The organism is Kitasatospora sp. NPDC028055, from assembly GCF_040637885.1.
In the GTDB taxonomy this organism is placed as follows: Bacteria; Actinomycetota; Actinomycetes; order Streptomycetales; family Streptomycetaceae; genus Kitasatospora.
On the sequence record NZ_JBEZXE010000004.1, the window covers coordinates 111,170 to 137,935 of the forward strand.

Consider the following 26,766-nt stretch of genomic DNA (forward strand, 5'->3'; position numbering starts at 1 on the left):
CTGATCGGGGGCTGTGGGCAGGCCGCGAACAGATGACAGAGTTCAACTTTCAGATAACAGATAACAGATAACAGATTTCGAAAGTTGTTCGCTGTCATCTGTTCGCCGCTATCCGTTCGCGGCCGTCTGTTCGCTTGCGCCCGCTCGCCGCCAGCCCGCTAGTCCCCCGCCGGCTGAGCCCACAGCCGTAGCCCCACCGTGAGTTCGCGCATGCAGCGGCCGCCGAGGTCCTGCGGGGAGCCCGGGCCGGTGACAGCCGCGTCGGAGCCCGCCCACTGCTCCAGGGCCACCCGGATCGCCGCCGTGGCCGCAGCCGCGGCCAGCCGGACCTCCAGCGGATCGACGCCGTCCGGACAGCGGGCGGCCAGCACACCCCGCAGCCGCTCCTCCGACCCGGCGTGGACCTTCTGCCAGGTGCCGTCCAGCCGCGGGTCGCGCAGCAGGTCGCGGGTCCAGTACATCGCCTCGACGGCCGCGTCGTCGGCCGGGGTGAGCGACTCGACGGCCGAGCGCTCCAGCGCCTCACGCAGCGGTACGTCCGCCGGGCTCTCGGCCAGCAGGTCCATCCAGCGCTGCCCGCCGGCCGCCAACAGCGGGGCGACGGCGTCCTCCTTGACGGAGAAGTAGCGGTAGAAGGTGCGCAGCGAGATGCCCGCGGCGGCGGCGATCTCCTCGGCGGTGGTCGCCTCGGCGCCCCGCTCGGCAAAAAGCGCGGCGGCGGTGCGGGCGATCTCCAGCCGGGTGGCGTCACGGCGGCGCTGGGTCAGGGTCGGGCGTCCGGTCACAGGGGCCAGCGTACGCAAGCGATCAAGGTCACGGCACATCGCGCCCGAGTGGCACATCAAGCCTTGTTGGCACAACATGCCATATGGACGTACCGTGTCTCTTGAGGTCGAGAGACCACGAACGAAGGAGGACCACCATGGAGCGCTTCAGCGGACGGAACGTCCTGATCACCGGCGGCGGCTCTGGCATCGGCCAGGCGACCGTGCACCGGATCCTCGCCGAGGGCGGGAAGGTCGTCGCCGTCGACGTCAACGAGGACGGCCTGAAGAAGACCCTGGACCGCGCGACCGCCGAGGGCACCGCCGACCGCCTGACGATCCAGGTCCTGGACATCTCGGACGAGGCCGCCGTGGTGGCGGGCGTCGCCGAGGCCGTCGCGGGCCTGGGCGGTCTGGACGTCCTGGTCAACGCCGCCGGCATCCTCCGCTCCTCGCACACCCACCAGACCACCCTGGAGTTCTGGAACAAGCTCCTCGCGGTGAACCTGACCGGCACCTTCCTGATGACCCGCGAGGCGCTCCCCGCGCTGCTCGCCACCGGCAAGGGCGTGGTGGTCAACTTCAGCTCCACCTCCGCGAGCTTCGCCCACCCCTACATGGCCGCCTACGCCGCGACCAAGGGCGGCATCCAGTCCTTCACCCACGCGATCGCCTCGGAGTACTCGAAGCAGGGCCTGCGCGCGGTCTGCGTCGCACCTGGCAGCATCGACAGCGGCATGACCAACAACCCGGGCCTGCCCGCCGACGCCGATTTCGGCCTGCTGGCCAAGCTCTCCCCCGCCCTCGGCCACGGCTTCGCGGGCCCGGACACGGTGGCCGGCGTGATCGCCATGCTGGCCTCCGACGACGGCGCCTTCGTCACCGGCACCGAGCTCCGGATCGACGGCGGCACCCACATGTGAGCCCCCGGTCCGGTCACCGGCGGGGCCCGTGCCCTCCCCCATCGGGCACGGGCCCCGTCGGCGTCCTCCTTCTCAGGGTTCTCAGGCTTCTCAGGCTCCTCAGGCTTCCGGTCGCAGTCAGCTGGTAGCGGTCAGCCGGTAGCCCGGGCGTGCCGACCGTTCGAGGCCACGCCCCGCCGGGCGTCGCGGCGGGCAGCGAGCGCGTTGCCGACCGCCGCGAGCGCGGCCCCGAGCAGCAGGAACGCCACCGCCAGCAGGAAGCACGCCCCCGCGATCCGGCGGTAGCCGCCGTGCCGGGCGGGGTCGAGGAACGGGTAGGGGTACCAGCCGACCGCGTGGCCGCGGAGCAGCGCGTACGCCAGGTAGACCAGCGGGAACCCCAGCCAGCCGAGCACCGTCCGGGCCCGGACGGGCCGGGCGGGCGGGTCGACCAGCCAGTCGGCGAGCACGAGCAGCGGCATCACGCGGTGGACCACGTCGTCCACCCAAGGGATCACCAGCGGCGCCGGGTACGTCGCCAGCAGCGTGCCGTACGCCAACCCGGTGACCACCAGGTAGAGCGCCACCGCGCCGCGCACCGCGTCCGGTACGGGCCGGCGGCCGGTCAGCCCGGCCCAGCCGCCGTAGCCGAGGACGGCCGCTCCGGCGAGGTTGGCGAGGTTGGTGAAGTAGCTGAGGAAGTTCACCACCCCGGAGCCGTCCGTCGCCGCGTGGTAGCCGGAGAAGCAGAGTGCGACGACCAGGAAGGCCGCGACGGCGAGCCGGGCGGGGGCGAGCCACGAGTTCATCGTCGGGAACCGCCTCTCTGGGGCGTGGTCCGGACAGGAGCTCTTCGGATTCAAACCCCGGCGGGCGGACCCGGCCACATGAGGGAGCGTTCCAGGAGCGTTCCAGGAGCGGTTCAGGAGCGGTTCAGCGCAGGCCTCAGGGGCTGCGCCAGTCGGTGGCCAGGGCCGCCGCCGGGTTGGCGACCAGCAGCAGCTCGCACAGCTCGGGCCCGAAGGTGCGGGCCAGTCGCGGGGCGAGGTCGGTGAGCAGCCGGGTGGGGCCGCCGACCTCGCGGGCCGTCCGGGTGGTGGTGTCGGCGCCGAGCAGCAGCCGTTCGGCGTGGCCCGCCTCGACCAGGTCGGCGATCACCTCGAAGGCCTGGAGGTCGGCGGGGTGGCCGATCCGTGCGGGACTGTCCAGGGCGAGGAACGCCCCCTCGGCGGCGAGGCTGCGGTGCAGCGACCGGTCGGTGAAGCGGGTGAGGTGGCCGAGGATGATCCGGTCGGGGTCGACGCCGTGCCGCCCGTGCAGCCGGTGCAGGACGCCGTGCGGGTCACCCTCGGGTTCGAGGTGGACGGCGATCGGGGCACCGGTGGCGTGGTGCGCCTCGGCTGCGGCGGCCATCGTCCGGCGGGTGTGCCCGGTCAGCGGGCTCGCGTCGTCAGCGATCTTGATCAGACCGGCCCGGACGCCCTCGGGAGCGCCGGGGAGCCCGGTGCTGAGCTCGGTGACGAAGTGCTCGGCGAGGTCGGCCGACGCGGCGGGGCCTCCGGTCGTGCCGGGGGTACCGGCGGGGAACCGGTCCTCGGGGTAGTGGACCGCCTGGTGCGCGCCGGTGGCGGCGATCACGTGGACGCCGGTCGCGCGGGACAGCGCGGCGAGGGTGCCCGCACCACGCCCCATGCCCCGCGGGGTCCACTGGACGAAGGAGTGGCCGCCGGCTGCGGCGTACTCGCTCAGCACCGCCTCGGCAGCGACTGGGTCGTCCAACTCCTGGCCGGGGAGCAGGGGGCTGCGGATGAAGAGGTGGTCGTGGGAGTCGGTGACGCCCAGGTCGCCGGGGGCGAGGTCGCCCAGGACGGTCCGTACGGTGCGGGTGGCGGTCATGCCGCGTCCTCTGCCGGGGTGTCGGTCACGGGAGCGGCAGTCACGGCAGCGGCGGTCACGGAAGCGGCGGCAGGCGGGGCTGCGGACGCTGCGAAGGTGGCCGTGGCCACCCGGAGGCCGGCCAGGGCCTTGGGGACGCCGACGTACGGGGCCAGGTGGACGATCACCTCGGTGATCTCCTCGCGGCTCATCCCGATCCGCAGGCTGTTGCGCACGTGGTCGGCAAGCTGCGGCTCGACCCCGCCGAGGGCGGTGAGCGCGGCCAGGTTGGCGATCTGGCGGTCGCGCAGAGCGAGGCCGGGGCGCTGGTAGGTACCACCGAAGAGGCTGGTGACGATCCAGTCGGCGAAGCCGGGGGCAAGCGCGTCCAGACCGCTGAGGGTGCCGGCGGCGACCGGGCCGGCGAGCTCGGCGAGCAGGGCGTAGCCGGCTTCGCGGTCGAGCGGCGCCGGTGTGAGGTCGGCGGGGACGAGGCCTGTCGGGACGGCATCGGCCGGGACGGCGTCGGTCGTGGTGGCGTCGGCCGGGGTGAGGGGCCGGGTCACGGCGTTGGCCGGGGCGGTGGCGGTGGCGGGGTTCGTGGCGGGCATCGCGGTGAGGGGGCCTTTCACCAGTGGCGGCCGGCCGGCAGCCGGTCGAGTTCGGGACGGGACAGGTGCAGCACCCGGAAGCGGGTGCCGGGCGCGTCCTCCGGGGCGGGGCCGGACCAGAGGGCGAGGCTGAGCAGTTCCCAGCGGCTCGGGTCCACGGCGACGGCGGCGGTGTGCAGGGTTGGGTGCGACGGGTGCGCAGGGAGCTCGGCGAGGGCCCGCTCGACGGCCTCGGCCGGGTCGGCGGTCTCCGGGAGCCGGACGATCGTGCGCGTGGCGGTGCTCGGAGCCTCCGTCCGGGCGCCCTCGGCCAGGCCCGCGCCGAGCCAGTGGCGGACGACCGGGCGGCCGAAGTCTGCGCTCAGACCGCGGAAGCCCGGGCCCCACAGGAACCGGTTCATGCCTTCGGCCGTGCGCCAGAGGTAGAACGGCGCGTACTGGTTGACCGGCGAGCCGTCCTGGCCGCGTTCGCGGACCAGGTACGCCTTGAGGCCGAGGCCGGGGTGGGCGTCCAGCAGGTGGCCCTTGTCGGCCACGCGTCGGCGGATGACAGCCATGTCGTAGTCGGCGGGGAGGGTGATCTCGTACTGCATGGCATGCACTGCGGGCTCCCTGGGTCGGGGCGAGTGGCGGCCGTCGAGTCGCAGCGTCGGCTGACGCGCTCGGTGGACAGACGGGCTCGGTGGACGGTCTCCGCTGGTGAACGGGAGGGGCGGGTCGCCGCCCGTCAGGCCCGGCGGTGGGTGGCGAGCAGGCCGAGGGCGCCGCGGACGGCCTGTTCGAAGGGGGCGGCACTGTCCGCGGCGCGGGCCAGGACGTAGCCGCCCTGGACGACGGCGACCACGGCCGCGGCGGTGTCCGCCGGGTCGAGGCCGGCGGCGAACTCGCCGTGCGCCTGGCCCTCGGCGATCAGCTCGGCGATCCGGCCGCGCAGCCAGTCGAAGGTCTCCTCGACCGGGGCGCGCAGCTGCGGGTCCGCGACCACGTCAGGGTCCTGGGCCATCCGCCCGATCCGGCAGCCGCGCAGCACCTCCCGGTCGCGGTGCAGGTAAGCGGCGATCCGGTCGAACGCGGTGCCGGGGGCGGCGAGGTCGGCCTCGGCGATGCTCCGCATCTGCTCGGCGCTGCGGCGCAGGGCGGCGGCGGCGAGGCCGGGCTTGCCGTCGAAGTGGTGGTACATGCTGCCCTGGCCGACGCCGGAGCGCTGCTGGATGGCCTTCGGACTGGTGCCGACGTAGCCGCGCTCCCAGAGGAGGGCCTGGGTGCTCTCGATGAGGCGGTCCTGGGTGGTCATGAGCCCACTGTACATACCAGTAGGTACAGAAGGAAGGGGCTTTCTCGACACCGGCAACGGGAACGGGGGCGGAGCGAGCTGAGGGCGGTGGGGTCGATGGGCGCCGCCCGGCGGAGGGGACGGAAAGACCGAGGGCCGTGCGCCGCCCCCCGGCGGCCACGGCCCCTCGACCGTTCGTCATCCCCCGCACCGGCCACGGGCATTCGGCCCGACCAGGTGGCGCGCGTCACGTTACGCACGGTGTCGGGCGTCACGCCGCACAGGGAGTGCGCGGCGCCCCGCGCGGGCGGGCGCTCAGGGCAGTTCGCGCCGGATCACCGGTGCCACCTCGGCCGCGAACAGCTCCAGTTGCTCCCGCTGCACATCCTCGGTCAGCGCGTCGACCCCGATCCCGACCACCTCGTTGCCGAAGGCCTCGTGGTAGCGGTGGATCTTCTCGATCACCTGCTGCGGGCTGCCGACCAGGGCCGAACCCTCCTCCAGCGCGTCCTCCAGTGAACGGAACGGCGAGTTGTTGTGCTTGCCCGCCGCCGAGTTGACCATGGCGTCCCAGTACGGCCGGAAGCCCTCCACCGCGTCCTGCGAGCGCCTGGCGACGTACAGTCCGCCGAAGCCCGCGCCCACCCGGGCCTCCTTCGGATCGCGGCCGTAGTGCTCCCAGCGCTCGCGGTAGTCCTCCACCAGGGCGCGGTACTTGGCCAGCGGGTGGAAGGAGTTGGCGGAGAACAGCGGATCGCCGTAGCGGGCGGCGAGGTCGGTCGAGCGGGTGCTGGTCGCACTGCCGTGCCAGACCGGGATCGGGTCCTGGAGCGGACGCGGCGAGACGGTCGCCTCCGTGAGCGGCGGACGGGTCGAGCCCCGCCACGTCACCTTCTCCTCCCGCCAGAGCCGGTGCAGCAGGCCGTAGTTCTCGGCGAGCGCCTCCCACTGGCGCTCCTCGGGGAGGCCGAACAGCCCGAAGTGGCGCGGGTCGTTGCCCTTGCCGATGATCAACTCGATCCGGCCCCCGGAGAGTTGGTCGAGCATCGCGTAGTCCTCCGCGACCCGGACCGGGTCCAGGATGCTCAGCACCGTCACCGTGGTGAACAGCCGGATGGCGCTGGTGCGGGCGGCGATCGCGCTCAGCAGCACGGGCGGCGCCGGGGAGAGGAACGGTTCGCCGTGCCGCTCCCCCACCCCGTAGCCGTCGTAACCGAGTTGCTCGGCGAGGACGGCCTGGTCGACCACGTTCCACAGCTTCTGCTGCGGGGTGCGGTGGATGCCGGTGACGGGGTCGGGGGCGTTGGCGACGAGGGATGAGACGGTGAACCGCACGGCGGTCTCCTTGGGGGCGCTCGGTGGTCGGACGACGGAACGGCGCTGGCCCGTCCGGGGCGCTGCGGGTGCGGGGCGCGCGGGGCACCGGACCGACGCGGGGTACGGGACCGATGCGGGTACGGGACCGACGCGGGGAGCCCGTGACGACGCGGCGTGGTGCGTCGCGCGTGGCACCGGCGGAGGCGCGGGTACGGAGGCAGGGGTACGGCCGCGCGGCGCTGCGCTCGGACGGGCAGCACCGGGGGTGGACCGGGGCGGGCCTGGCGGCCCGCGGGCGGCGTCAGCGCACGGTGCTGCGGCGGTGGCGGCGACAACAGCGGGGCACGACGGTCACGGTGGCCTCGGCCGCTACGGTCCGGACTGCCATCACGCTCCCCCTCCGCCTCGTCCGCACGCGGCCGAAGCCGGCCCCGCGCTGCCCCACCTGGTCCTCCGCGAGGATAAGCAGCGGAGGAAGGCGGGGCAAGACACTCCCAGGGGCTTGATCGGGCGGTGCCGACTGGCAAGATGTCCGGCATGAGCTACCTCGCCGCGGATGACCGCTATGCCTCGATGACCTACCGGAAGGCCGGCCGCAGCGGAGTTCAGCTGCCCGCCGTCTCACTGGGGCTCTGGCACAACTTCGGTGACGCCCAGCCGCTGGAGGTGCAGCGGGCCGTGCTGCGCCGCGCCTTCGACCGGGGCGTCACCCACTTCGACCTGGCGAACAACTACGGACCGCCGTACGGCAGTGCGGAGCGCAACTTCGGCTACCTGTTCGCGCAGGACTTCCGGCCGTACCGCGACGAACTGTTCATCGCCACCAAGGCCGGCTGGGACATGTGGCCCGGCCCGTACGGAAACGGCGGCAGCCGCAAGTACCTGCTGGCCAGCCTGGACCAGTCGCTGGGCCGGATGGGGCTGGACTACGTCGACGTCTTCTACTCGCACCGCTACGACCCGGACACCCCGATCGAGGAGACGATGGGTGCGCTGGACAGCGCGGTGCGCTCGGGCAAGGCCCTGTACGCGGCGATCTCCAACTACCCGGCGGAGCAGCACCGGGAGGCGGTGGCGATCCTGCGCGAGCTCGGGACGCCGGTGCTGCTGAACCAGTCGGCCTACTCGATCCTCAACCGGAACGTGGAGGAGGGCGGTGTGCTGGAGGCGGTGGGCGACACCCGGACCAGCCTGATCGCCTATTCGCCCCTTGCCCAGGGACTGCTGACGGATCGCTACCTGTCGGGCCGGGTCCCGGCCGGCTCGCGCATGTCGGTGGGGAAGTTCCTGAAGGAGGAGGTGCTGACCGAGTCGAAGCTGGACCAGCTGCGGGCACTGAACAAGGTCGCCGAGGAGCGCGGGCAGACGCTGGCCCAGCTCGCCCTGTGCTGGGTGCTGCGGGACCCGCGGGTGGTCTCGGTGATCATCGGCGCGAGCAGCGTGGCCCAGCTCAACCAGAACCTCGACGCACTGGCCGGCGGGCCGCTGACGGAGGAGCAGCTGGCGGAGATCGACCGGCTGAGCGCGTGACAGGGAACGGGGAACGGGCCAGGGGTCACGAGCGACGGGCCACGGGTGACGGTGACGGGCGACAGATGACGGATAACAACTGACAGACAACAGCCGACAGATAACAGCTGACAGATTTCGAAATCTGTCAGCTGTTATCTGTTCGTCGACACCTGTCATCCGCCACCTGTCGGCAGTCAGCGCCGGATGCCGATGCCCAAGGCCGGGAGAACCGTTTCTGCTACCCGGTGGGCCTCCTCGAGCAGCGGGTTCCCGGAGAGGATGAAGGTGTCGACGCCCAGCGCCTCGAACTCCTTCAACCGCTCGACCACCTGGGCCGTCGAGCCGACCACCGCCGTCCCCGGACCGGGCCGGAACAGACTCATGCCCGGCCAGAGATTGGGGTAGGCCTCCAGCTCGCGGGCACGCGCCGGGACCTTTCCGCCGTGCTGACGGAACTGGCGCTGCCAGCCCACGCCGTCCTCCCCCTCGGCCGATCCCAGCTGCCGGGCGTACGTCGCCTCGCTCGTCACGTCCAGCAGCCGGTCGGCGGCGGCCCAGGCCTCCTCCTCGGTGTCCCGAACGATCAGGTGCAGCCGCAGCCCGATCCGCACTCTCCGTCCGTGCGCGGCGGCGCGCTCGCGGACCAGGTCGAGCTTCTCCTTGAGCAGGTGCGGCGGCTCACCCCAGGTCAGGTAGACGTCCACGTGCCGGGCGGCCATCTCGATTCCCGCCGGCGAACTGCCGCCGAACCAGAGCGGGATGCCACCGGGCTGCACCGGGGTCAGCTCGCGCAGACTCGCACCGGCGTTCTTCAACCGGTAGAACTCACCCTCGTGGTCGAAGACTTCGCCCGCTGTGAGGCGCTTGACGATCGACCAGTACTCGGCGCTGAGGCGGTAGCGGTCATCGTGTTCGACGTCCAGGCCGTACTCGCGCAGCTGCGCGGTGGAGCCGTTGACCACGTTGAAGCGCAGCCGCCCGCCGTGCAGGTGGTCGAAGCTGAGCGCCATCTTGGCGAGCAGGGTAGGCGAGACCAGACCGGGATGGACGGCCAACAAGGGCTTGAAAGCTGGTCCGGTGGCCGCGGCGAGCGCGCTGCCGAGCGTCCAGACGTCGTACAGGTCAGTGGCGAGCAAGGCGCCGGTGTAACCCAAGCGCTCGACACTGCCTGCGAGTTGCTGCAGGTACCGCAGGTCCACCGGGCGTCGGCCGGAGGGCTCCCAGGGGTAGTGTCCTTCGCGCGGGATGATGTACCAGAGGACTTCGGAGGCCACGGCTCAGCTGTCCTTCCCGAGTGCGGCGGCCACCGGGGCCTCCAGAGCGGACAGTTGGGCGTCGGCGACGGTCAGCGCGCGGTCGATGAAGCCGACCCGGTGGAAGATGTCCGCTGCCTCCTGCTGCTCGGCCACGAACGCGTCGGTGGCCGGCTCCAGTTGCCAGGGCAGCGCGACGAGCGCGGCACGCCAGTCTGCGGCCGTTCCGCCCAGCTCCCGGGCCGCGATCGCGGCCGCCTCGGCCGGGTGGGCGGCCACCCAGGCGTCCGCCCGGCGCAGCGCGGTGGCGATCGCGGCGACCACCTCGGGGCGGTCGGTGGCGAAGTCCCGGCGGGTGAAGAAGACCGAGCGGTCGGTGATGACGTCCCCGGTACGGATCAGCTCGCGGAACTCCCCACCGCGACGGGCCGCGGCGAGCTCGGCACCCTGGGCGATCCAGCCCGCGATCTCGCCCTCGCGCAGCCTCCGGGCCTGGTCCTCCCCCGCCACCGGCCGCGCCGGGGTGACGTCCTCGCCGTACGAAAGCCCATGCCCGTCCAGGGTCTTGGCGAGCAGATGGGTCTGCCAGGAGCCGACGCCGAGCACCACGGTGCCGCCCTTGAGGTCGGCGACCGTACGCACCGGCCCGGCGTCCAGGACGAGCAGCGCGCCGTGGTCGGGGCGGGGCGCGGAGACCACCGCGTACACCAGGTCGTGGCCGGCCGCCTGGGCGGTGATCGGCGGGGTCGAGCCGGTGCCGCCGAAGTCGATGGTGCCGTCGGCGAGCAGCTCTCCGGTACGGGTGCCGTCGGTGTAGTGGTGGAACGCGCCGCTCTCCCCGAGCGGGGCCAACTCCTCATCCAGGTAGGGCAGTCGGGCGAGGTAGTAGAGCGTGGGATTGCTGGCGTGAACGCCGAGGGTGACGGTCATACGGTCAACTCCGTTGGTGCGTAAGGGATCATGCGAAGACGCGCTGTGCTGTACGGGAGGGGTGGAGCGGCGGAGCGGCAGAGCAGTGGAACGATGGAGGCTCGGCGGAACGCCGTTCAGTGGACGCCGAGGTCGGCGAGCAGTCGGCGGCGCAGGTCGGCGAAGGCGGCGTCGGCCGGGTCCCGGGGGCGTTCGACGCCGACGGCCTCGTCCCGCACCAGCAGACCGTCGCGCAGTACGGCAACGCGGTCGGCGAGCCGGACGGCCTCGTCCACGTCATGGGTGACCAGCAGCACGGCGGGCCGGTGGCGGCGGACGAGATCGCCGACCAGGTCCTGCATCCGCAGCCTGGTCAGGGCGTCCAGCGCCGCGAACGGTTCGTCCAGGAGCAAGAGTTGCGGCTCCCGCACGAGCGCTCTGGCAAGTGCGACGCGCTGCGCCTCGCCGCCCGAGAGGGTGGCCGGCCAGTCCTCGGCATGCCCCTCCAGGCCCACCTCGGCGAGTGCCCTCAACCCGGTCCCCCGGGTCGCCGCGCCGCGCGGCAGGCCGACCGTGACATTGGCCAACACCCGCTTGGAGGGGACGAGTCGGGGCTCCTGGAACACCACAGTGCGGACCGGCGGCACCAGTACGGTGCCCTGGTCAGCCTGGTCCAGCGCGCCGAGGATCCGCAGCAGGGTGGTCTTCCCGGTGCCGCTGGCACCGAGCAGGGCGACGAACTCACCCCGGGCGATGGACAGATCGACGCCGTCGAGCACGGCCCTGGTACCGAACACCCGACGCAGCCCGCGCAGATGGACGGCGGGGGCCGCGCCATCAGCGGCCGCGGCGGCGCTCACGGTGGTGCTCACGGCGGCGCCCACGGTGGTGCTCACGGGCGGGGCCGGGGCGGGGGCCGAGTCGGCGGGGGCGGTCATCGGGCGGCTCCTCGGACGGCGCGGCGCCACGGCATCAGCAGCCGTTCCAGGATCCGGACGATGCCGTCGGCGGCGAGGCCGAGCAGACCGTAGATCAGGATGCAGACGGCGAGCACGTCGGTGCGTGAGTAGTTCTGGGCCTGGGCCATCAAGTAGCCGATACCCTCGGTGGAGTTGATCTCCTCGGCGGCGATCAGGGCGATCACGCTGAGCGTCATGGAGAGCCGCAGACCGGACAGCAGGGAGGGCAGCGCCCCGGGCAGTACGACCGTCCGCACGATCGCCCAGCGGCCCAGGCCGAAGCTGTGCATCGCCTCCACCAGCTTGCGGTCGGTGTTGCGGACCCCGCCCGAGGCGGAGACGTACATCGGGAAGCTGGTGGCCACCCCGATCAGGGCGACCTTCGCGGTCTCGGTGATGCCGAACCACACCATGAAGAGCGGGACGAGCGCCAGGAACGGTACGGTGCGCAGGACTTGGACCGCCGAGTCGAGCAGTTCCTCACCGAGGCGGGTGAATCCGGTCACCACACCGAGCACCAGTCCCGTGGTGGCACCGAGCAGTAGTCCGAGTCCGGCCCGGGCGAGCGACACGGTGAGGGCGTCGGTCAGCTGGCCATTGCCCCACAACTCACCGACGGCTTCCGCGACCTGGGCCGGCGAAGCGAGTACGTCCTGGGTCAGCGCACCGGTGGCGGAGGCGAGCGCCCAGCCACCGAGCAGGGCCAGCGGACCGAGCGTGCGCAGCAGCACGGCGAGGACGCGCGGGCGGGGCCGTCGGAGCCGGGCCTGCGGCGGCACGAGACCCGCGGCCAGGGCGGCTCGGGTGTCCTCGGAGTCCTTTTCCGTTGCGAGCACGGTCACTTGGCACCGCCTCCGAAGGTGTCGATGTCGATCAGGTAGGGCTTGACGTCGACCAGCTGCTTGGTGACCTTCTGGTCGGCGAAGAACTGGGCGACGGTGCCGAAGCGGGCGGTGTCGGCCGGCGAGATGGCGCCGGCCGGGGCGGCCTGCCGACTGACGTTCACCGCGACGTCCTTCTCGGCCGGGGTGACGGCGGTCGGGCCGGAGTCGGTGAAGACGTTGAGATAGGCGGCCGGATCGGCCTTCTCCTTGGCGCCGTTGTCGCGCAGGTAGGCGTAGAAGGCCTTGACCACGTCTGGGTGCTTGTCGGCGAAACCGTTGCGCACCGCCCAGACCGCGTAGTTGTCGGAGTCAATCGCCTTGCCGTCGACCAGGAAGTGCGCGCCGGCATTGGCGATGGTGGGCGTGGAGAAGGTGTTCCAGGTGGCCCAGGCGTCCACCTGGCCGGAGTTGAAGACTCCCGAGGTCTGGTCGGCGCGCAGATAGACCCGCTGGACCTGGTCGGCCGGGACCCCGTTCTTCTCCAGCGCCCTGAGCAGGAGGTACTCGCTGGTGCCGCCCTGGGAGACGGCGACCTTCTTGCCGACCAGGTCCTGCACGGTCTTGATGGGCGAGTCGTTCTTGACCAGGATGCCCTCGCCGACGCCGTCGGGGGCGGTCTGGGCGAACAGCTTGAAACCGGGCTTCTGGGCGAGCGCGGCGACGGCCGAGGTGATCGAGCCCTGGGCGACGTCGAGCTGGTCGGCGGACAGAGCCTGCGCGGCGGGGGCGAACGGGCCCGCACTGCCGGTCCAGGCAACCTTGGCGTGGACGGCCGCCAGGGCCCGATCCAGCGAGCCGTCCTTCTTGCCACGGGCGAGGAACCCGTTGTTCCCGGGGTCGGGAAGGCGGAGCACGGTGTCGGCCTTGCCACCGGCCCCGCCGCCAGCGGAGGCGCTGCCCCCGTCGGCGGAGGAGCCGCAGGCGGCCAGGGCGGTGGTGGCGAGCAGCGCGGTGGCAGCGAGGGCGAGGCGGACGGTGTTCACGGGGTCTCCAAAGCGGGTGACAGATGACAGCTGACAACTTTCGAAAGTTGTTCGCTGAACTCTGTTATCTGAAATCTGTTCGCTGAAAGTTGTTCGCCGAACTCCGTCGGGCTGGCGTAGGGCGGTGTCGGGCGGCATCCGGCGGCGTCGGGCTGGCGTCGGACGGCACAGCCGGCCGGCCGGACCGACGACCGGACGGATGGTCAGCAGGTCACGCTCGCCACACGCCCGCCACACGCCGCCCGCCGCTCGCGCAGCAGCTCACGCGCAGCGCGGAGCGGCTCCGGGTCGGCCCAGGCGCGGACGTCGACCGGTGTGGCGAGGAAGCCCTGCTCGCTGAGGAAACGTTCCTGCTGGCCCAGCAGCTCCAACCGCTCCTCCGAGAGGTCCAGGTGCAGCGTGCGGTGGCTGCCCGCCGCATAGGCACCCGCAACGCCCTCCGCACCCGCGCCGGTCTCGGCCTGGAGGATCCTGGCCACCTCCGCCGGACGCTCGGCGGCCCAGTCGGCGGCCTCCAGCAGGACCACCAGGAAGCGGGCGACCAGCTCCGGGTGCTCGTCCAGCAGCCGCTGGTGGACGGTGACCGGCCGGGGCGTCCCGTTGTTGACCCGGGCCCGGCGGTCCGGGGCCGCGTCCAGCTCCACCGCCACCTCCGCGCCGATCCGGCGGGCCGCCTCGACGGCCAGCGCCCCCTTCACGTACACGGCGTCCACCAAGCCGTCTCGCAATGCGGACAGTTCGGCGGACCACTGCCCGCCGCCCGGGGCGGCCGGTACGTCGACCAGCTCGGCGTCCTCCAGCCCGAGCCCCGCGAGCGCCAGGGCGCCCCGGAAGCCGGCCAGGGCCATGGCCCGCCAGAAGTCGATGCCGATCCCATGATGTGGAATCGCCAACCTCAGCCCGCGCAGCTGCCCGGGCTCGGCTATGCCGCTCCCTGCCCGGACCAGGACGACCTGCCGCTCCTCGATCCAGGTCAACCCGATCAGCCTGGTCGCCTCCCCACGCGAACGGGCCCACAGCGCGGGGACGTTGCCGCCCTCGCGGAAGAGCCCGGTGAGCGCGTGGGTGTAGTGGTGGTCGGCAGCCACCTCCGGCGGGGCGTCCTGGAGCGAGCGGACGGCGATCCCGTCGGCGGCGAACTCCCGCGCCAGCCACCCCTGATCGGCGGCGATGCCGGTCGCGGTGGGCACCGGGCAGCGGGTGAACCAGAGGGTTTCGGGAACGGCGGAGGAGCTCGGCGAACGACTGGGCACGGGGCGTGGTCCTCTTCGGGGGTCCGACGACGGTCGGAGACATCGGAGTTCGGGTGCGCCGCTGCCGCGCGACAGGGCGCGCAGCAGCGAGCGGAAAGCAGAGCGCAGAGCGCGCACCGCACGGCGTACGAAGGCGGCAGGCGCAGGAGCAGGAGCAGGAGCAGGGGGAACGAGGAGCGTCAACGACAACAGCTACAGGAGGGAACACACCGGTGGGACGTCACGGCGCTGCTCCTTCCGGCTCCGGCGCACGGGAATCCACGCGTCGCGGCACACGGGTGCACCGAGCGCGGCGAGGTGGGACGGCGATGATGATGGCGATGGCCATGGCGGTCATGCGCCGTCCGTACCGAGGAGCGGGCGGCGCGATGCGAGGAGCGTTCCACGCCGGCCGATCCGGAAGCAAGCCTTTGCCACATGGTGGGACCAGTTGTTCATCAACGCCATGCCATTGCAACGTTGTTGACATATCTCCGCAGCACTCGCTGCCCTACGCTGAGACTCCCTCCGGCGCACCGCCCGGAGTCACGAACCGAACGCGAGGTGCCATGGCCGAGGCCGCCACCGCCGTCCAGAGCCCCCCGGCCGGCGCCCAGGCCGTCCAGCGCGCGCTCGGGCTGCTGCACTGTTTCCACGACAACGGCCCCGACCTCAGCGCCTCGGACCTGGCCCGTCGAATGGACCTCTCGGTCTCCACGGCGCACCGGCTCGCCCGCACGCTGGTCAGCGCCGGGTTCCTGGAGCAGGACGATCAGACGGCGCGCTACCGGTTGGGCCCGGCGGTCGCCGAACTCGGCCAACTCACCTTCCACCAGCGCGGACTGCACCTGGCCGGCCCCGAACTGGAGCTGCTCTCCCGGCGCACCGGAACGACCGCCGACCTGGCGATCCGCAGCGGCCCGCACGCCGTCATCCTGGTCGGCGGCTCGGTCCGGCCGGACACCGGGCTCGGCCTGCGCCGACCGCTGCACTCCACCGCGCTCGGCAAGGTCCTGCTCGCCTGGCCGCGCGCGGGTGAGGCGGCGGTGTCCGCGCTCGGCCCGCTACCCTCCTTCACCGACCGTACGATCACCGAACCAGCCCTCCTGGAAGAGGAGTTGGCGCGGGTACGGGCGGCCGGTCACGCGCTCAACGACGGCGAGTCCGCCGCCGGGGTGCGGACGCTCGCGGTTCCCGTACTGGACGCCGCCGGACAGGCCCGGTTCGCGCTCGCGGTCCGCTCGACCCCGGCACACCTCACCGACGACCGGCTGGACCGGTTCCTGGCCCATGCCCGGACCTGCGCCGAAGCCCTCTCCGTCCTCCTGCTGCCACCCGACCAACGGGCCTGACCGGCAGACGCACCCACTCGACTCGCACCGCCCACGCCGCGCCAACACGCCGCAGCGGGCCGCCCGTTCAGCAAAGGAACGGACGGCCCGCTGCGACACAGGGAGGCCTCGCGCCGAAGGCCGTGGACCGTGGGCCGTGGGCCAATGGTCATGAGTCAGACGCGGTCGGCCGACGGCCGAACAGGGCTGAGCAGCAGCTCAGTTGACCGGCGTGTACTTGTACCCGACCCGGCGCACCGTCACGATCGAGTCCCGGTAGGCGGGGCCGAGCTTGCGGCGCAGCCGGGCGACGTGCACGTCCACCGTGCGACCGTCCCCGACGTGGCCGTAGCCCCAGACCGCCGAGACCAGGTGGTCCCGGGTGTGCACCCGCTGGGGGTGCTCGGTGAGGTGGGCCAGCAGCTCGAACTCCAGGTAGGTGAGGTCGAGCAGCCGCCCGTCGACGTAGGCGTTGCGCCGCTCGGCGTCGACGGCGATGCCGCGTCCAGCGGGCCGGACCGGACGGACGGCGGCCGGTGCGGCGCTCGTCCCCGCGGCGCCCGTCCCCGAACCGCCCGCCCCGACACCGCCCGGCAGCGTGCCCGTAGCGGCGTGCCCGGCCAGGCCGACCGGCCCGGCCGCCGGGCTCTCGGCCGGCACCAGCACCAGGTAGCCGACCATCGGGTGACCGCCGGGCGCGCCGGTCTGTGCACCGTACTGGGCGAGCAGTCCCTGTGGCAGCACGCCCTGCGGCAGGGTGGCGACGACGGCCGCCCCCTCCGGCAGTGCGGCGAGCAGCGACGCGGGCGCCGGCGGTGCGACAGCCCAGGACTGGGGGCCGCCGACGACCGGGGCACCGGCCGCACCGGCACCCGCACCGCCCCCCGGACGGACCGGCCCGACCACGGGCGAGACCGACGGGAGGGAGGGGACGGCAGAAGGGACGACGGAAGGGATGACGGAGGGAACGGCGGAGACGGGAGGGAGGGAGGTCGGAGGAACGGAGCGGACCGCGCGCAGGTGCGGGGTCGCGGTGGGCAGGGGCAGGGTGGCCGTGGAGGAGGAAGACATGGTGTGCCGCTCATTTCGCGCGTGACGGACGGGGTGGAGTCGTCTGCGCGTCGACCGGGCGTACTGCCGGAGCTGGACCGGGGGGACCGGGTTCAGCGGGCGGAGGGCCGGGACGCGCTGGGCGAGCCCGGACACGTCTGATCGAACAGGTGTGGCTGCCGGGACGGCCAGAACGGTTCGAGGGAGTTGCTGGGGCGAACGGTGTTCACTGGTGGTCTCTCCGCGGGACGGGACGGGGCGGGGCGGGGCCGGATCGGTCGGCCGCGGGCGCTCCTGACGTGCGTTCCGCTACGGCCTGGTCGACGGGGTCGGTGGTGCGTCGGGCGGCGGCCGGGTGCAGGCCTGAGGTGCCGGGGACGTACCGGAGTGAAGGAAGCCGGTCAGCGACAACAGGCGCTGCAGATCAGCGCGTGGTCGATGTAGCGGCGGACGGTGAGCACCGGCATGACGGGGCCGGGCACGGCGGTGATGCGTCGCTTGCCGACGGTCATCCCTGCTGCCCTCCCCCTTCGTCCTGCCTCGTCGCGCTCCACGCGCTTGCGCTTCATCGCGCTTCATCGCGCTTCGTTGCCCGCGCGGCGACACACCCATGGTCCGGTGCGCGCCGGGACGGCTTTCGTCCACAGAGCCTTCCACGCCCGAGCCTGTCTAGGCAACCTTCCGCGCACCGTTCGTCCGACATGTGGACCACCGAATGAGACGTCGGGTGCACGAAGCGCCCCTGACCAGGGCCGATCCCATGGAGCCTCAGGTCCGGGCCGTGGCCCGCCGACGGAGCTCGGCGGCGTGCTCGACCAGCGCCACGAGCAGTTCCTTGCCGTCCTCCCGCAACCGGGCGTCGCACAGCACCACCGGAATGCCCGGGTCGAGGTCCAGCGCGTCCCGGACCTCCTCCGGGGCGAACCGCTCGGTGCCGTCGAAGCAGTTGACCGCGACCAGGAACGGGATGCCGCGCTGCTCGAAGAAGTCGACCGAGGGGAAGCAGTCGGCCAGCCGTCGGGTGTCGGCGAGCACCACGGCGCCGAGCGCGCCGCGCGCCAACTCGTCCCAGACGAACCAGAACCGGTCCTGCCCAGGGGTCCCGAACAGGTAGAGCGCGAGGCCGGGCCGCAGGTCGATCCGGCCGAAGTCCATCGCCACCGTGGTGGTCCGCTTGGCCTCCACCCCCGAGGTGTCGTCCAGCGGGCGGCCCAGCTCGCTGAGCTCCTCCTCGGTGCGCAGCGGCCGGATCTCGCTGACCGCCCCGACCAGGGTGGTCTTGCCCGCGCCGAACCCGCCCGCCACCAGGATCTTCACCGCGGCGGCCGGACCGCCGCGCCAGCGCGGGTCGTTGGCGCTCCCGGCGGGCTTCGGAGCGGTGCTCGGCGGGGTGGGGTCAGAGCGCACGGAGTCCATTGATCACGTCTCGCAGCAGGCGCTCGTCCGGCAGCTCGGCGAGCGGAACGGGTCGGGTGACGCTGATCAGGTCGGCGTCGTAGAGGTCGCCGAGCAGGACGCGCACGACGCTGACCGGCAGGTCGGTGTAGGAGCCGAGCTCGGCGACGGACAGCGGCTCGTGGCGGCACCAGGCCAGCAGGGTCTGGTGCTCCGGGTCGAGGACGTGCGCGGGCACGGCCCCCGCCTCCGGCCCGGGCTCCTTGGCGGTGACCAGCGAGATCAGGTCGAACAGCCCCTCCTCGACCGGCCGGGTGCGGCCCCTGGTCATCGAGTAGAGCCGCACCACCGGTCCGGCCTCGTCGTCGAACCACCGGTCGTCGACCGGGGTACGCGGCCGGAACAGGTCGACCTCGGGTCCACCCGGGGTGTCCTGCTCCGGCCCCGCACCGTCGGGGCCCGCACCGTCCGGGGCCGAGCCGTCGCGGGCCGAGCCGTCGGGCCGGGCACCGTCCGGGGCCGTACCCGCCGGCTCCGCGTCCTCCGGGGTCACCGAGCCGTCCGCCATCGGATCCGCCATCGGACCGCTCAGCCCCTCGGCGCGGCGGTTTCGGTGCGCGGCTCGGCGGCCATGTGCTCGCCGACCCGCTTGACCAGCAGGGCCATCTCGTAGGCGATCTGGCCGATGTCCGCCTCGGCCTCGCTCAGCACGGCCAGACAGCTGCCGTCGCCCGCGGCCGTGATGAACAGGAAGGCCTCGTCCAGTTCCACCATCGTCTGCCGGACCCCGCCGACCTTGAAGTGCCCGCCGGCCCCCTTGGCCAGGCTGTGGAACCCGGCCGCGACCGCGGCGAGGTGCTCGGCGTCCTCGCGGTCGAGGTCGCGCGAGGCGCCGGTGGCCAGCCCGTCGCTGGAGAGGATCACCGCGTGCCGCAGGGCCGCGACCCGGCCCACCAGGTCGTCCAGGAGCCAGTTGAGGTCCCCGGACGGCTGCGTCGAAGTGGTCATGAATCAGTTCCTTCCGCTGGAGCGGGTGGTGCGGGCACTGCGAGAGCTGCGGATCCTGCGGATCCTGAGGGTGCAGCGGGTCCTGCGGGTCCTGCGGCCGTAGCGGGCACTGCCGGTGCTACGGGTCCTGCCGGTGTGGCGGGTCCTGCCGGTGGTACGGGCACTGAGGGTGTCACTGGTGGTACGGCCGGGACGGCCGCAGGGTTCCGCCGCACCGGCTGGCCCGGCGGGATCCGGCGGGCGAGCGGCGCCCGGGCGGCGTCCTCGGGCGCGGGTGCGGGCAGCGCCGCCGGGGCGGGCGCGGGGCTGATCGCCCGCCGGGAGGTGTCCGGCGGCTGCCAGCGCGGTACGGCGACGGGCCAGGCGCCCGAGGCGGCCGTACGGTCCCCTGGGGCGGTACGGTCCGCCGAGGCGGTACGGTCCGCCGAGGCGGTGGTGCCGCGGCCACGGGTGAAGCCGCGCTGGAACGAGGCGAAGGTGGCCCTGGCCTCCTCGGGCGAGCGTTCCCGGACCTCCGTGGCTCGGCCGGCCTCCCGTACGTCGGCGGCCTCCGACGGCACTCCTCCGGCCCGGCCCGCGGCCCCGGTCTCCCCGCGGAGGCGGTCCTTCGCCAGTTCCTTGAGCTGCGGCGCGAGGTTCGCCTGCCGGACCCGGCGGGGCAGCCCGCCCGGCGTCCGGGGCGCGGCGTCGGCCGGAGCGGCGGCGACGGGGGCCCCACCTCCGGTCACGGCATCCTCGGGCACGGCGTCGGCCGGAGCCGCCTCCACCGGCACTGCGTCCACCGCGGCGACCGCGGCTTGCGCCGCGTCCCGCCGGTGCCGTCCCGTCCCCGTCCCGCTCTCGACGTCCGACGACGGCGCGGGCACCAGCACCGGACCGCCCTTGGTCCGTGCCGCCCGGCGCGGCAGCCCGTTGGCCGTACGCCCGGCCTCGGGCACGGACGGCCGCGGTCCGCCGGTCACCCGATGCCGCCCGCCCGTTCCCCCGGCGGACGCCGGACTCACGGACCGGCCCGTGGACGGATCCGTAGCCGTAGCGGCGGCCGCATCCGGGGCCGCGGCAGCGCCCCCGGACGGGTCCGCAGACGGCTCCGCGGACGGGCCCGCCGCACCACCGGAGGCCGGGTCGGGCACCGCGACCAGGTCACGCCGCCCGGGCGTGCGCCCGCCCGTACGCCCGACCGTCCGGCCCACCGGCCGTCGTCCTCCGCCGGCGACACCGCCGGAGCCACCCCCGGCCGCAGGCGGCTCCGGCAACCCGTCGGGCGCCTCCGCCAGCAGTTCGCGCGGGATCAGCACCACCGCCGTCGTCCCCCCGTACGGGGACGGCCGCAGGTGGACCCGGATGCCGTGCCGCCGGGCGAGCCGGCTGACCACGAACAGCCCCAGTCGGTCGGTGTCGGCGAGGTCGAACTCCTGCTCCTCGGTGATGCGTTCGTTGATCTCGGCGAGCAGCTGTTCGCTCAGCCCGAGTCCGCGGTCGTCGATCTCCAGCGCAAAGCCGTGCGCCACCACCTCACCCTGAACCGTGACTTGGGTGGTCGGCGGAGAGAACACCGCGGCGTTCTCGACCAGTTCGGCGATCAGGTGGGTGACGTCGGCGACGGCGCTGCCGAGCAGGCCGGTGCCGGGGAACGGCCGGACGATCACCCGGGCGTAGTCCTCGACCTCACCGACCGCCGCGCGGACCACGTCCACCATCCGGACCGGCTTGCGCCAGGCGCGTCCGGGCGAGCCGCCGGCCAGGATGATCAGGCCCTCGGCGTGTCGGCGCATGCGGGTGGTGAGGTGGTCGACCTTGAAGAGGTCCTCCAGCTCCGCCGGGTCCTCGGTGCGGCGCTCCATGGTGTCGAGCAGGGTGAGCTGCCGGTGCAGCAGCACCTGGCTGCGCCGGGCCAGGTTGACGAACACCGCCGCGACGCCGCGGCGCAGTTCGGCCTGTTCGACGGCGGCCTCCACGGCGGCCCGCTGGACCGCGTTGATGGCCTGGCCGACCTGTCCGATCTCGGCCTGGCCGAACCGCAGTTCGGGCGCCTCGACGGCGACGTCCACCGGCTCGCCGCGACGCAGCCGGAGCATGACGGACGGCAGTCGGGTGCTGGCGAGTTCATTGGCCGCGTTGCGCAGGTTGATCAGCTCGCGGGCCAGGCCGCGCCCGATCCGGAAGGAGATCATCACCGACAGCACGACGGCGACCAGGCCGATCGCGCCGGCGATGCCGCCGCGCCACAGCGCCGCGATCGCGGCCGAGCGCCCGCGTTCGTCCATCCCGGCGGTGATCCGGGAGTTGATCGAGGAGAGGTCACCGAGCGAGCGGTCGGCGGTCTCCCGCCAGTTGTCGCCGTTGAGCGCCTGGACCACCCGGTCGGGGCCGCCGGCGCCGACGAAGTCCGCCTCGGCCCGGGCCAGCGCACCCCAGGCCTCGCCGCCGCGCAGCGCGATGTAGTCGGCCTGGTCGGCGGGTTCCAGCTCGGCGATGTAGACGGTGAACAGGGCCTGCTGGTTGTGCAGGGCGTCCAGCGCGGCCTGGTACTGCTCGGCGGTGGGCCGGGCCGCGCCGGTGCGCAGGCCCTCCATCGCCGCGTCCTCCTGGGAGAGGTACTCGCGGGCGCGCACCAGCTCGATCAGGATGGTGCCCTGGCGCGGGAGTTGGCCGCTCTGCCGGGCGACGTACGCGGACCGGAAGCCGAACACCGGCCGGATCAGGTCGCTGTACTGTCCGAGGGCGAACTCCCAGTTGAGCGCCAGTCGGCCGACCTGGGCGCGGAGCGGGCCGAGCTGGTCGGCGGCGGCGATGATCTGCAGCAGGCGGGCCCGCTGGCCGGTGGAGAGGCGGTCGCCGGCGGTGTCCTTCTTCTGCCGCAGCACCGCGAGGCTGCGGTCGGTGGCCGCCCTGGCGTGCTCGAAGCCGTCCCGGGCGACCGGCGAGTTCGGGTCGGCCAGGTGCTGGACGGCGGCGCGGCGCTCGTTCTGCAGGTCGCCGGTGTACTGGTCCACCGCCGCCCCGTACTCCTTGTACGTACGGCTGATCGACAACTGGCTCCAGGCGTCCCCGGTGGCGGCGAGCGTCGCGTACGCCCACAGGGCGACGAGCGCGACGATGGGCACCAGGAGCAGCGCGATGATCTTCGCGCGGATCGAGCTGCTGCGCAAACGCATGGAGTCCTCGGTCGGGAAGTGCCAGGCGCGGACGGGGAGCGGTTCGGAGGGCTTCCGGGGTACTGGGGGTGACGGGCGGACCTGCGGGCGGAACTGGGGTTGGAACCGGCACTGGAACCGGGGAGGGAACCAGGGTCGGAACTGCGGGCGTGACCACGAGGGGGCCACGGGTGGGACGGCAAGCTGGACGGCGGGCGGGGCGGTACTCGGGGAGTCCTGGGCAGGGAGCTGCGGGGGCTCCCGGCCACAGGTCTGCGAGACTCTACTACGCCCTGACCACACGTTCGAGGGTCGAACCATTCCGCTTCTCCGCCTTGCCCCGGACACGTCAGGGGGCGGCCGCGATCCACCCCGCCCTACCCCGCCCCGAGCCGGACCCGGCCCCTCTCCCCGACCCGCCACCCAGCCCGCACCGACGGCTCCCGGCCGACTCCCAGGTGAGTCCCAGGAGAAACCGCGGGGGAGCAAGGGGGAGCAAGGGGGAGCCGGGGAACCCAGAGGGGCCCAGGGGGAACCCAGAGGGGAGCCAGGGCGGAGCCAGGGACCCCACGGGCGCCTCCGCGACTCCTCCCCAACTGCGACACCATCCGCGCGGATCGGTGCCGATCTCGTCGCGTCACCGCCACAACCCTGGGCAGTGACAGGCCGATCCGATAGTTTCGCACCACCCCGCACGCCCGGGCGCCGCCACCCCGGTGCCCCTGCGCCGGGGCCGACGGACAGCGCCGTGCGACGCGAACTGGGGAGGACTGTGCGCGAGTTCACCACCCCCGCCCCGGCCGGGCCCGAGGCCACCGGAGGACTCGCCGACTCCTTGTACGACACCGCCGAACACCGCCCGGACCTGGTGCAACTGTCCCGGCGGACCGGCGACGGACGTTGGCGGGACGTCACCGCACGGGAGTTCCGGGACGACGTCCTCGCCCTCGCCAAGGGCCTGCTGACCCGCGGCGTGCGCTACGGCGACCGGGTCGCCCTGATGTCCCGCACCCGCTACGAGTGGACGCTGTTCGACTACGCACTCTGGTCGATCGGCGCGATCACCGTGCCCGTCTACCCCACCGCCGCCCCCGAGCAGGTGCGCTGGATCCTCGCCGAGACCCAGGCGGTGGCCTGCCTGGTCGAGGACGAGGACGCCGCGATGACCGTCGGCGCGGTCTGCGACGCCCTGCCCGACCTGACCGGGATCTGGCAGCTGGACCGCGACTGCGTCGCCGCGATCACCGAGGACGGCCTGGGCGTCCCCGACGCCCTGGTGCACCGCCAGCGCCTCGGCGTCACCGCCGCCAACATCGCCACCGTGGTCTACACCTCGGGCACCACCGGACGCCCCAAGGGCTGCCTGATCAGCCACGCCAACCTGGCCGCCGAGGCCGACTCGCTGCTCACCGGCTGGGGCGAGGTGCTGCGCGACACCGGCGGTGGCGGCCAGCCCGCCACCCTGCTCTTCCTGCCGCTGGCGCACGTCTACGGACGGGCGGTGCAGATCGCGGCGATCCGCGGCGGCTTCCGGATCGGGCACGTCCCCGAAGTCTCCACCGACGCCCTGCTGCCCGCCCTGGCGAGCTTCCGGCCGACCTTCCTGCACGCCGTCCCGTACGTCTTCGAGAAGATCTTCCAGCGGGCCAGGCGCGCCGCCGAGGAGGCCGGGCGCGGCGAACTCTTCGAGCAGGCCCGGCAGGTGGCCGTCGACTGGGCCGCCGCCCGGGAGCAGAAGGCCTTCGGCCGCGGCCCCGGCCCCGGTACGGCCCTGCGGCTGCGCCACCTCGCCTACGAGCGGACCGTCTACCCGAAGCTGCGCGCCGTGCTCGGCGGGCGGGTGCGCACCGTGATGTGCGGAGGCTCCTCGCTGCGACGGGACTTGGGCCTCTTCTTCACCGGCGCCGGGCTCCAGCTCTACGAGGGCTACGGCCTCACCGAGACCAGCGCGGCGATCACCGCCAACCCGGCGGGCCGACAGAAGCTCGGCACCGTCGGGCAGCCGGTGCCGGGCGCCTCGGTGGCCATCGCCGACGACGACGAGGTGTGGGTGCGCGGCGGTTCGGTCTTCGGCGGCTACCTCAACCACCCGCGGTGCACGGCGGAATCGCTGGTCGACGGCTGGTTCGGCACGGGCGACCTGGGCCGGCTGGACGAGGACGGCTACCTCACCATCACCGGCCGCAAGAAGGACCTGATCGTCACCAGCAGCGGCAAGAACCTCGCCCCGACGGCGCTGGAGGAACGGGTCGAGGCGCACCCGCTGGTCTCCCAGTGCCTGGTGGTCGGCGACGACCGCCCGTACGTGGCGGCGCTGATCACCCTCGACCCGGCCGCGCTGGCGCACTGGCTCAAGACCCGTGGACGGGAGCAACTGGACGCCTGGGCGGTGCTGGCGGACGAGCAGCTGCACATCGAGATCCAGCGCGCGGTGGCGGCGGCGAACACCGCCGTCTCGCGGGCGGAGTCGATCCGCGCGTTCCGCTTGCTGCCACGGGAGTTCAGCCTGGAACAGGGGCTGCTGACCCCCTCGCTCAAGCTGCGGCGGGCGGCGATCGCGGAGTACTACTCGACGGACATCGAGGAGTTGTACCTCTCCTGAGTCGGGCCGGACCTCCATCCGAACCGTCCTGCCGAACAGGTCTTCTGACGTTCCGTCTTGTCCCGTTTCAGGACGGATCGTTCGCCCCGCGGTTCACCTGCCGTTCTCTTGACGGGTGGATTGGTCCAGTCCATTGTTGCTCTTCGGTCCGAGTGCGGCGCACCTGCACCACCTGCTCCCGCCCCTCCGGGAGCGCCCCGGTTCCACGGTCCAGATTCCCGTTTCGCGCCCTCCCCACGGGCGTGCCCCCACCTGCTGGAGTCCTCACGTGTCGATGTCCACGCGCCTGTCCGCGCTGGCCGCCTCCGTCGCGCTGCTCACCGCCTTCGCCGTCCCGGCGGCGTCCGCCGCTCCCGCTGCCTCCCCCACCGGCCCCGGCAGTGGCACGGGCGCCGCGACCGTCAACCTGGCCACCAACCCCGGCTTCGAACTGCCCTCCCCCGACCTCGCCGACTGGGGCAGCATCCCCGGCTGGAACTGCACCGGCGGCCCGGCCGAGGCGGCCGTCACCACCACCGCCGCACACTCCGGCACCTCGGCGCTCACCGTCACCCCGGCGAACGACGACTCCACCGGCGAGTGCGCACAGACCGTCGCCGTCCAGCCCGGCACCACCTACACCGCCTCGGCCTGGGTGCGCGGCGCCTTCGTCTACCTGGGCGCCACCGGCACCGGCCAGGACGTCGCTCCTGCCTGGACCGAGACCACCTCCGGCGGCTGGCAGCAGCTGACCACCCGCTTCACCACCGGCCCGAACGCCCACAGCGTCCGGCTGTACGTGCACGGCTGGTACCAGCAGGGCCCGTTCTCGGTGGACGACGTACGGGTCGACGGCCCGGCGCCCGCCCCGGCGGTGGCGGCCGGCTCGATCCCGACCACCGACAAGGTCGTCTTCTTCACCGTGGATGACGGCTGGCAGCGCACCCCCGAGGCGGAACGCTTCATCGCCGACCACCACCTGCCGATCACGGCCTTCCCGCTGCCGATGCCGGCCGGCACCGACCCGGACTTTTTCAAGCGGGTCACCGCCGTGCCCGGCTCCTCCATCCAGGACCACAGCGTCTCGCACTCCGACCTGAGCAAACTCCCGCTGGAGCGGCAGCAGGTGGAGATCTGCGACGCGCGCGACGCGATGACCCGGCTGTTCGGCACCGCACCCGTGGTGTTCCGCCCGCCGTTCTTCACCTGGAACGCCGACACCCTGCAGGCCGCCGCCAACTGCGGCATCCGCACCGTACTGACCGCCGACGCCGACTACAGCTGGGGCGCCTCCAACATCTGGCACCCGGGCCCGCTCCAGCCGGGCGACGTGATCCTGATGCACTGGACCGACACCCTCGCCACCGACCTGCCGCGCGCCCTCGCCGCCGCCGACGCCGCAGGCCTCAAGCCGGCCGGGCTCATCGACTACCTGCGCTGACCGGTCCGGTCCGCCCCAGGCGGCGAACGGATGACAGATGACAGCTGACAGATTTCAGATGATGAAATCTGTCAGTTGTTATCCGTTCGCTGTTATCCGTTCCCTGTTCTCTGTTCGCTGTTCGCTGTTCGCTGTTCGCTGTTCGCTGTTCGCTGTTCGCTCCACGGTGATCACGCCCATTGACAGGGCATCCGCGGCCCACCTCTAATGGGGGCGTGCAGCGCGGCGTCGGCCACAGAGCAGTGGGCCGGCCGGCAGCCGAGCCAGCACCTTGCATGCAAAGGGACGATGCGCGATGAGTACCTTCTCCGCTGCCCTGATCTGACCCAGGCGGCCACCACGGTGTCCG

24 protein-coding genes are annotated in these 26,766 nt (G+C 73.0%); 5 read left to right on the top strand and 19 right to left on the bottom strand.

The window, feature by feature from the left end:
* Positions 1 to 158: 158 nt before the first annotated feature.
* Positions 159 to 785, bottom strand: a complete 627-nt coding sequence (locus tag AB0F71_RS07830) for a TetR family transcriptional regulator (RefSeq protein WP_360229693.1) — start codon at positions 783 to 785, stop codon at positions 159 to 161.
* Between the two features lie 137 nt (positions 786 to 922).
* Here AB0F71_RS07830 and AB0F71_RS07835 point away from each other — a divergent pair, with 137 nt between their 5' ends.
* Positions 923 to 1,687 carry an SDR family oxidoreductase gene (locus AB0F71_RS07835; protein ID WP_360229695.1) on the top strand — a complete coding sequence of 255 codons (765 nt, stop codon included), beginning with the start codon at positions 923 to 925 and terminating at the stop codon, positions 1,685 to 1,687.
* A 131-nt stretch (positions 1,688 to 1,818) separates the two neighbouring features.
* On the opposite strand, the gene AB0F71_RS07840 is transcribed toward AB0F71_RS07835, so the two are convergent.
* From AB0F71_RS07840 to AB0F71_RS07865, 6 genes are all read right to left on the bottom strand, one after another.
* Positions 1,819 to 2,475, bottom strand: a complete 657-nt coding sequence (locus AB0F71_RS07840) for a Pr6Pr family membrane protein (protein ID WP_360229697.1) — start codon at positions 2,473 to 2,475, stop codon at positions 1,819 to 1,821.
* Between the two features lie 136 nt (positions 2,476 to 2,611).
* The gene (locus tag AB0F71_RS07845) at positions 2,612 to 3,562 is read right to left on the bottom strand and encodes a phosphotriesterase (RefSeq protein WP_360229699.1); all 951 of its coding nucleotides are present in this window, start codon (positions 3,560 to 3,562) and stop codon (positions 2,612 to 2,614) included.
* Complete coding sequence (locus AB0F71_RS07850) at positions 3,559 to 4,152, bottom strand: carboxymuconolactone decarboxylase family protein (RefSeq protein WP_360229701.1); 594 nt, start codon at positions 4,150 to 4,152, stop codon at positions 3,559 to 3,561. Before AB0F71_RS07850 ends, AB0F71_RS07845 begins: the two co-directional genes overlap by 4 nt.
* A 17-nt stretch (positions 4,153 to 4,169) precedes the next feature.
* On the bottom strand, positions 4,170 to 4,754 hold the full coding sequence (locus AB0F71_RS07855) for a DUF4865 family protein (RefSeq protein ID WP_360229703.1): 585 nt from the start codon (positions 4,752 to 4,754) through the stop codon (positions 4,170 to 4,172).
* A 125-nt stretch (positions 4,755 to 4,879) separates the two neighbouring features.
* Positions 4,880 to 5,446 (bottom strand): TetR/AcrR family transcriptional regulator, encoded by a 567-nt coding sequence (locus AB0F71_RS07860; RefSeq protein ID WP_360229705.1) that lies wholly within the window; start codon positions 5,444 to 5,446, stop codon positions 4,880 to 4,882.
* Between the two features lie 294 nt (positions 5,447 to 5,740).
* Positions 5,741 to 6,760, bottom strand: a complete 1,020-nt coding sequence (locus tag AB0F71_RS07865; RefSeq protein ID WP_360229707.1) for an LLM class flavin-dependent oxidoreductase — start codon at positions 6,758 to 6,760, stop codon at positions 5,741 to 5,743.
* Between the two features lie 519 nt (positions 6,761 to 7,279).
* Between AB0F71_RS07865 and AB0F71_RS07870 the strand changes: the two genes are divergently transcribed.
* Complete coding sequence (locus AB0F71_RS07870; protein WP_360229709.1) at positions 7,280 to 8,272, top strand: aldo/keto reductase; 993 nt, start codon at positions 7,280 to 7,282, stop codon at positions 8,270 to 8,272.
* A 176-nt stretch (positions 8,273 to 8,448) separates the two neighbouring features.
* On the opposite strand, the gene AB0F71_RS07875 is transcribed toward AB0F71_RS07870, so the two are convergent.
* The 6 genes from AB0F71_RS07875 to AB0F71_RS07900 form a co-directional block, all read right to left on the bottom strand.
* The gene (locus AB0F71_RS07875) at positions 8,449 to 9,528 is read right to left on the bottom strand and encodes an LLM class flavin-dependent oxidoreductase (RefSeq protein ID WP_360229711.1); all 1,080 of its coding nucleotides are present in this window, start codon (positions 9,526 to 9,528) and stop codon (positions 8,449 to 8,451) included.
* A gap of 3 nt (positions 9,529 to 9,531) precedes the next feature.
* The gene (locus tag AB0F71_RS07880; protein ID WP_360229713.1) at positions 9,532 to 10,437 is read right to left on the bottom strand and encodes an ABC transporter substrate-binding protein; all 906 of its coding nucleotides are present in this window, start codon (positions 10,435 to 10,437) and stop codon (positions 9,532 to 9,534) included.
* A 116-nt stretch (positions 10,438 to 10,553) separates the two neighbouring features.
* A complete protein-coding gene (locus AB0F71_RS07885) occupies positions 10,554 to 11,354 on the bottom strand; it encodes an ABC transporter ATP-binding protein (protein WP_360229715.1) in 801 nt (266 codons plus the stop codon).
* Positions 11,351 to 12,211: an ABC transporter permease gene (locus AB0F71_RS07890; RefSeq protein WP_360229717.1), complete on the bottom strand. Its 861-nt coding sequence runs from the start codon at positions 12,209 to 12,211 to the stop codon at positions 11,351 to 11,353. Before AB0F71_RS07890 ends, AB0F71_RS07885 begins: the two co-directional genes overlap by 4 nt.
* A gap of 2 nt (positions 12,212 to 12,213) precedes the next feature.
* Positions 12,214 to 13,242, bottom strand: coding sequence for an ABC transporter substrate-binding protein (locus AB0F71_RS07895; protein ID WP_360229718.1), 1,029 nt, complete (start codon positions 13,240 to 13,242; stop codon positions 12,214 to 12,216).
* A 203-nt stretch (positions 13,243 to 13,445) separates the two neighbouring features.
* Entirely contained in the window at positions 13,446 to 14,495 is a 1,050-nt protein-coding gene (locus tag AB0F71_RS07900) for an ABC transporter substrate-binding protein (RefSeq protein WP_360229720.1), read from the bottom strand.
* A gap of 548 nt (positions 14,496 to 15,043) precedes the next feature.
* On the opposite strand from AB0F71_RS07900, the gene AB0F71_RS07905 reads away from it, so the two are divergent.
* Complete coding sequence (locus tag AB0F71_RS07905; protein WP_360229722.1) at positions 15,044 to 15,826, top strand: IclR family transcriptional regulator; 783 nt, start codon at positions 15,044 to 15,046, stop codon at positions 15,824 to 15,826.
* A gap of 198 nt (positions 15,827 to 16,024) precedes the next feature.
* Here AB0F71_RS07905 and AB0F71_RS07910 read toward each other — a convergent pair whose 3' ends face one another.
* The 6 genes from AB0F71_RS07910 to AB0F71_RS07935 all read right to left on the bottom strand — a co-directional run bounded on the left by AB0F71_RS07910 (position 16,025) and on the right by AB0F71_RS07935 (position 22,416).
* Positions 16,025 to 16,876, bottom strand: coding sequence for a winged helix-turn-helix domain-containing protein (locus tag AB0F71_RS07910; RefSeq protein WP_360229724.1), 852 nt, complete (start codon positions 16,874 to 16,876; stop codon positions 16,025 to 16,027).
* A 380-nt stretch (positions 16,877 to 17,256) separates the two neighbouring features.
* Positions 17,257 to 17,424: a hypothetical protein gene (locus AB0F71_RS07915; protein WP_360229726.1), complete on the bottom strand. Its 168-nt coding sequence runs from the start codon at positions 17,422 to 17,424 to the stop codon at positions 17,257 to 17,259.
* Between the two features lie 199 nt (positions 17,425 to 17,623).
* Positions 17,624 to 18,172 (bottom strand): ATP/GTP-binding protein, encoded by a 549-nt coding sequence (locus AB0F71_RS07920; protein WP_360229937.1) that lies wholly within the window; start codon positions 18,170 to 18,172, stop codon positions 17,624 to 17,626.
* Positions 18,173 to 18,251: 79 nt separating this feature from the next.
* Positions 18,252 to 18,656: a DUF742 domain-containing protein gene (locus AB0F71_RS07925; protein WP_360229939.1), complete on the bottom strand. Its 405-nt coding sequence runs from the start codon at positions 18,654 to 18,656 to the stop codon at positions 18,252 to 18,254.
* Between the two features lie 182 nt (positions 18,657 to 18,838).
* Positions 18,839 to 19,258 carry a roadblock/LC7 domain-containing protein gene (locus AB0F71_RS07930; RefSeq protein ID WP_030283024.1) on the bottom strand — a complete coding sequence of 140 codons (420 nt, stop codon included), beginning with the start codon at positions 19,256 to 19,258 and terminating at the stop codon, positions 18,839 to 18,841.
* The gene (locus AB0F71_RS07935) at positions 19,255 to 22,416 is read right to left on the bottom strand and encodes a nitrate- and nitrite sensing domain-containing protein (RefSeq protein ID WP_360229728.1); all 3,162 of its coding nucleotides are present in this window, start codon (positions 22,414 to 22,416) and stop codon (positions 19,255 to 19,257) included. The genes AB0F71_RS07930 and AB0F71_RS07935 overlap by 4 nt, the downstream gene beginning before the upstream one ends.
* Before the next feature lie 751 nt (positions 22,417 to 23,167).
* Between AB0F71_RS07935 and AB0F71_RS07940 the strand changes: the two genes are divergently transcribed.
* Positions 23,168 to 24,997, top strand: a complete 1,830-nt coding sequence (locus tag AB0F71_RS07940; RefSeq protein ID WP_360229941.1) for an AMP-dependent synthetase/ligase — start codon at positions 23,168 to 23,170, stop codon at positions 24,995 to 24,997.
* A gap of 274 nt (positions 24,998 to 25,271) precedes the next feature.
* Positions 25,272 to 26,417, top strand: coding sequence for a polysaccharide deacetylase family protein (locus AB0F71_RS07945; protein ID WP_360229943.1), 1,146 nt, complete (start codon positions 25,272 to 25,274; stop codon positions 26,415 to 26,417).
* Positions 26,418 to 26,766: the final 349 nt, after the last annotated feature.

Excerpts from the sequence above, each read along its gene's own strand:
- AB0F71_RS07835 (WP_360229695.1), top strand. The coding sequence starts at position 923 with ATGGAGCGCTTCAGCGGACGGAACGTCCTGATCACCGGCGGCGGCTCT.
- AB0F71_RS07840 (WP_360229697.1), bottom strand. The coding sequence starts at position 2,475 with ATGAACTCGTGGCTCGCCCCCGCCCGGCTCGCCGTCGCGGCCTTCCTG.
- AB0F71_RS07845 (WP_360229699.1), bottom strand. The coding sequence starts at position 3,562 with ATGACCGCCACCCGCACCGTACGGACCGTCCTGGGCGACCTCGCCCCC.
- AB0F71_RS07850 (WP_360229701.1), bottom strand. The coding sequence starts at position 4,152 with ATGCCCGCCACGAACCCCGCCACCGCCACCGCCCCGGCCAACGCCGTG.
- AB0F71_RS07860 (WP_360229705.1), bottom strand. The coding sequence starts at position 5,446 with ATGACCACCCAGGACCGCCTCATCGAGAGCACCCAGGCCCTCCTCTGG.
- AB0F71_RS07870 (WP_360229709.1), top strand. The coding sequence starts at position 7,280 with ATGAGCTACCTCGCCGCGGATGACCGCTATGCCTCGATGACCTACCGG.
- AB0F71_RS07880 (WP_360229713.1), bottom strand. The coding sequence starts at position 10,437 with ATGACCGTCACCCTCGGCGTTCACGCCAGCAATCCCACGCTCTACTAC.
- AB0F71_RS07885 (WP_360229715.1), bottom strand. The coding sequence starts at position 11,354 with ATGACCGCCCCCGCCGACTCGGCCCCCGCCCCGGCCCCGCCCGTGAGC.
- AB0F71_RS07905 (WP_360229722.1), top strand. The coding sequence starts at position 15,044 with ATGGCCGAGGCCGCCACCGCCGTCCAGAGCCCCCCGGCCGGCGCCCAG.
- AB0F71_RS07910 (WP_360229724.1), bottom strand. The coding sequence starts at position 16,876 with ATGTCTTCCTCCTCCACGGCCACCCTGCCCCTGCCCACCGCGACCCCG.
- AB0F71_RS07915 (WP_360229726.1), bottom strand. The coding sequence starts at position 17,424 with ATGAAGCGCAAGCGCGTGGAGCGCGACGAGGCAGGACGAAGGGGGAGG.
- AB0F71_RS07930 (WP_030283024.1), bottom strand. The coding sequence starts at position 19,258 with ATGACCACTTCGACGCAGCCGTCCGGGGACCTCAACTGGCTCCTGGAC.
- AB0F71_RS07935 (WP_360229728.1), bottom strand. The coding sequence starts at position 22,416 with ATGCGTTTGCGCAGCAGCTCGATCCGCGCGAAGATCATCGCGCTGCTC.
- AB0F71_RS07945 (WP_360229943.1), top strand. The coding sequence starts at position 25,272 with ATGTCCACGCGCCTGTCCGCGCTGGCCGCCTCCGTCGCGCTGCTCACC.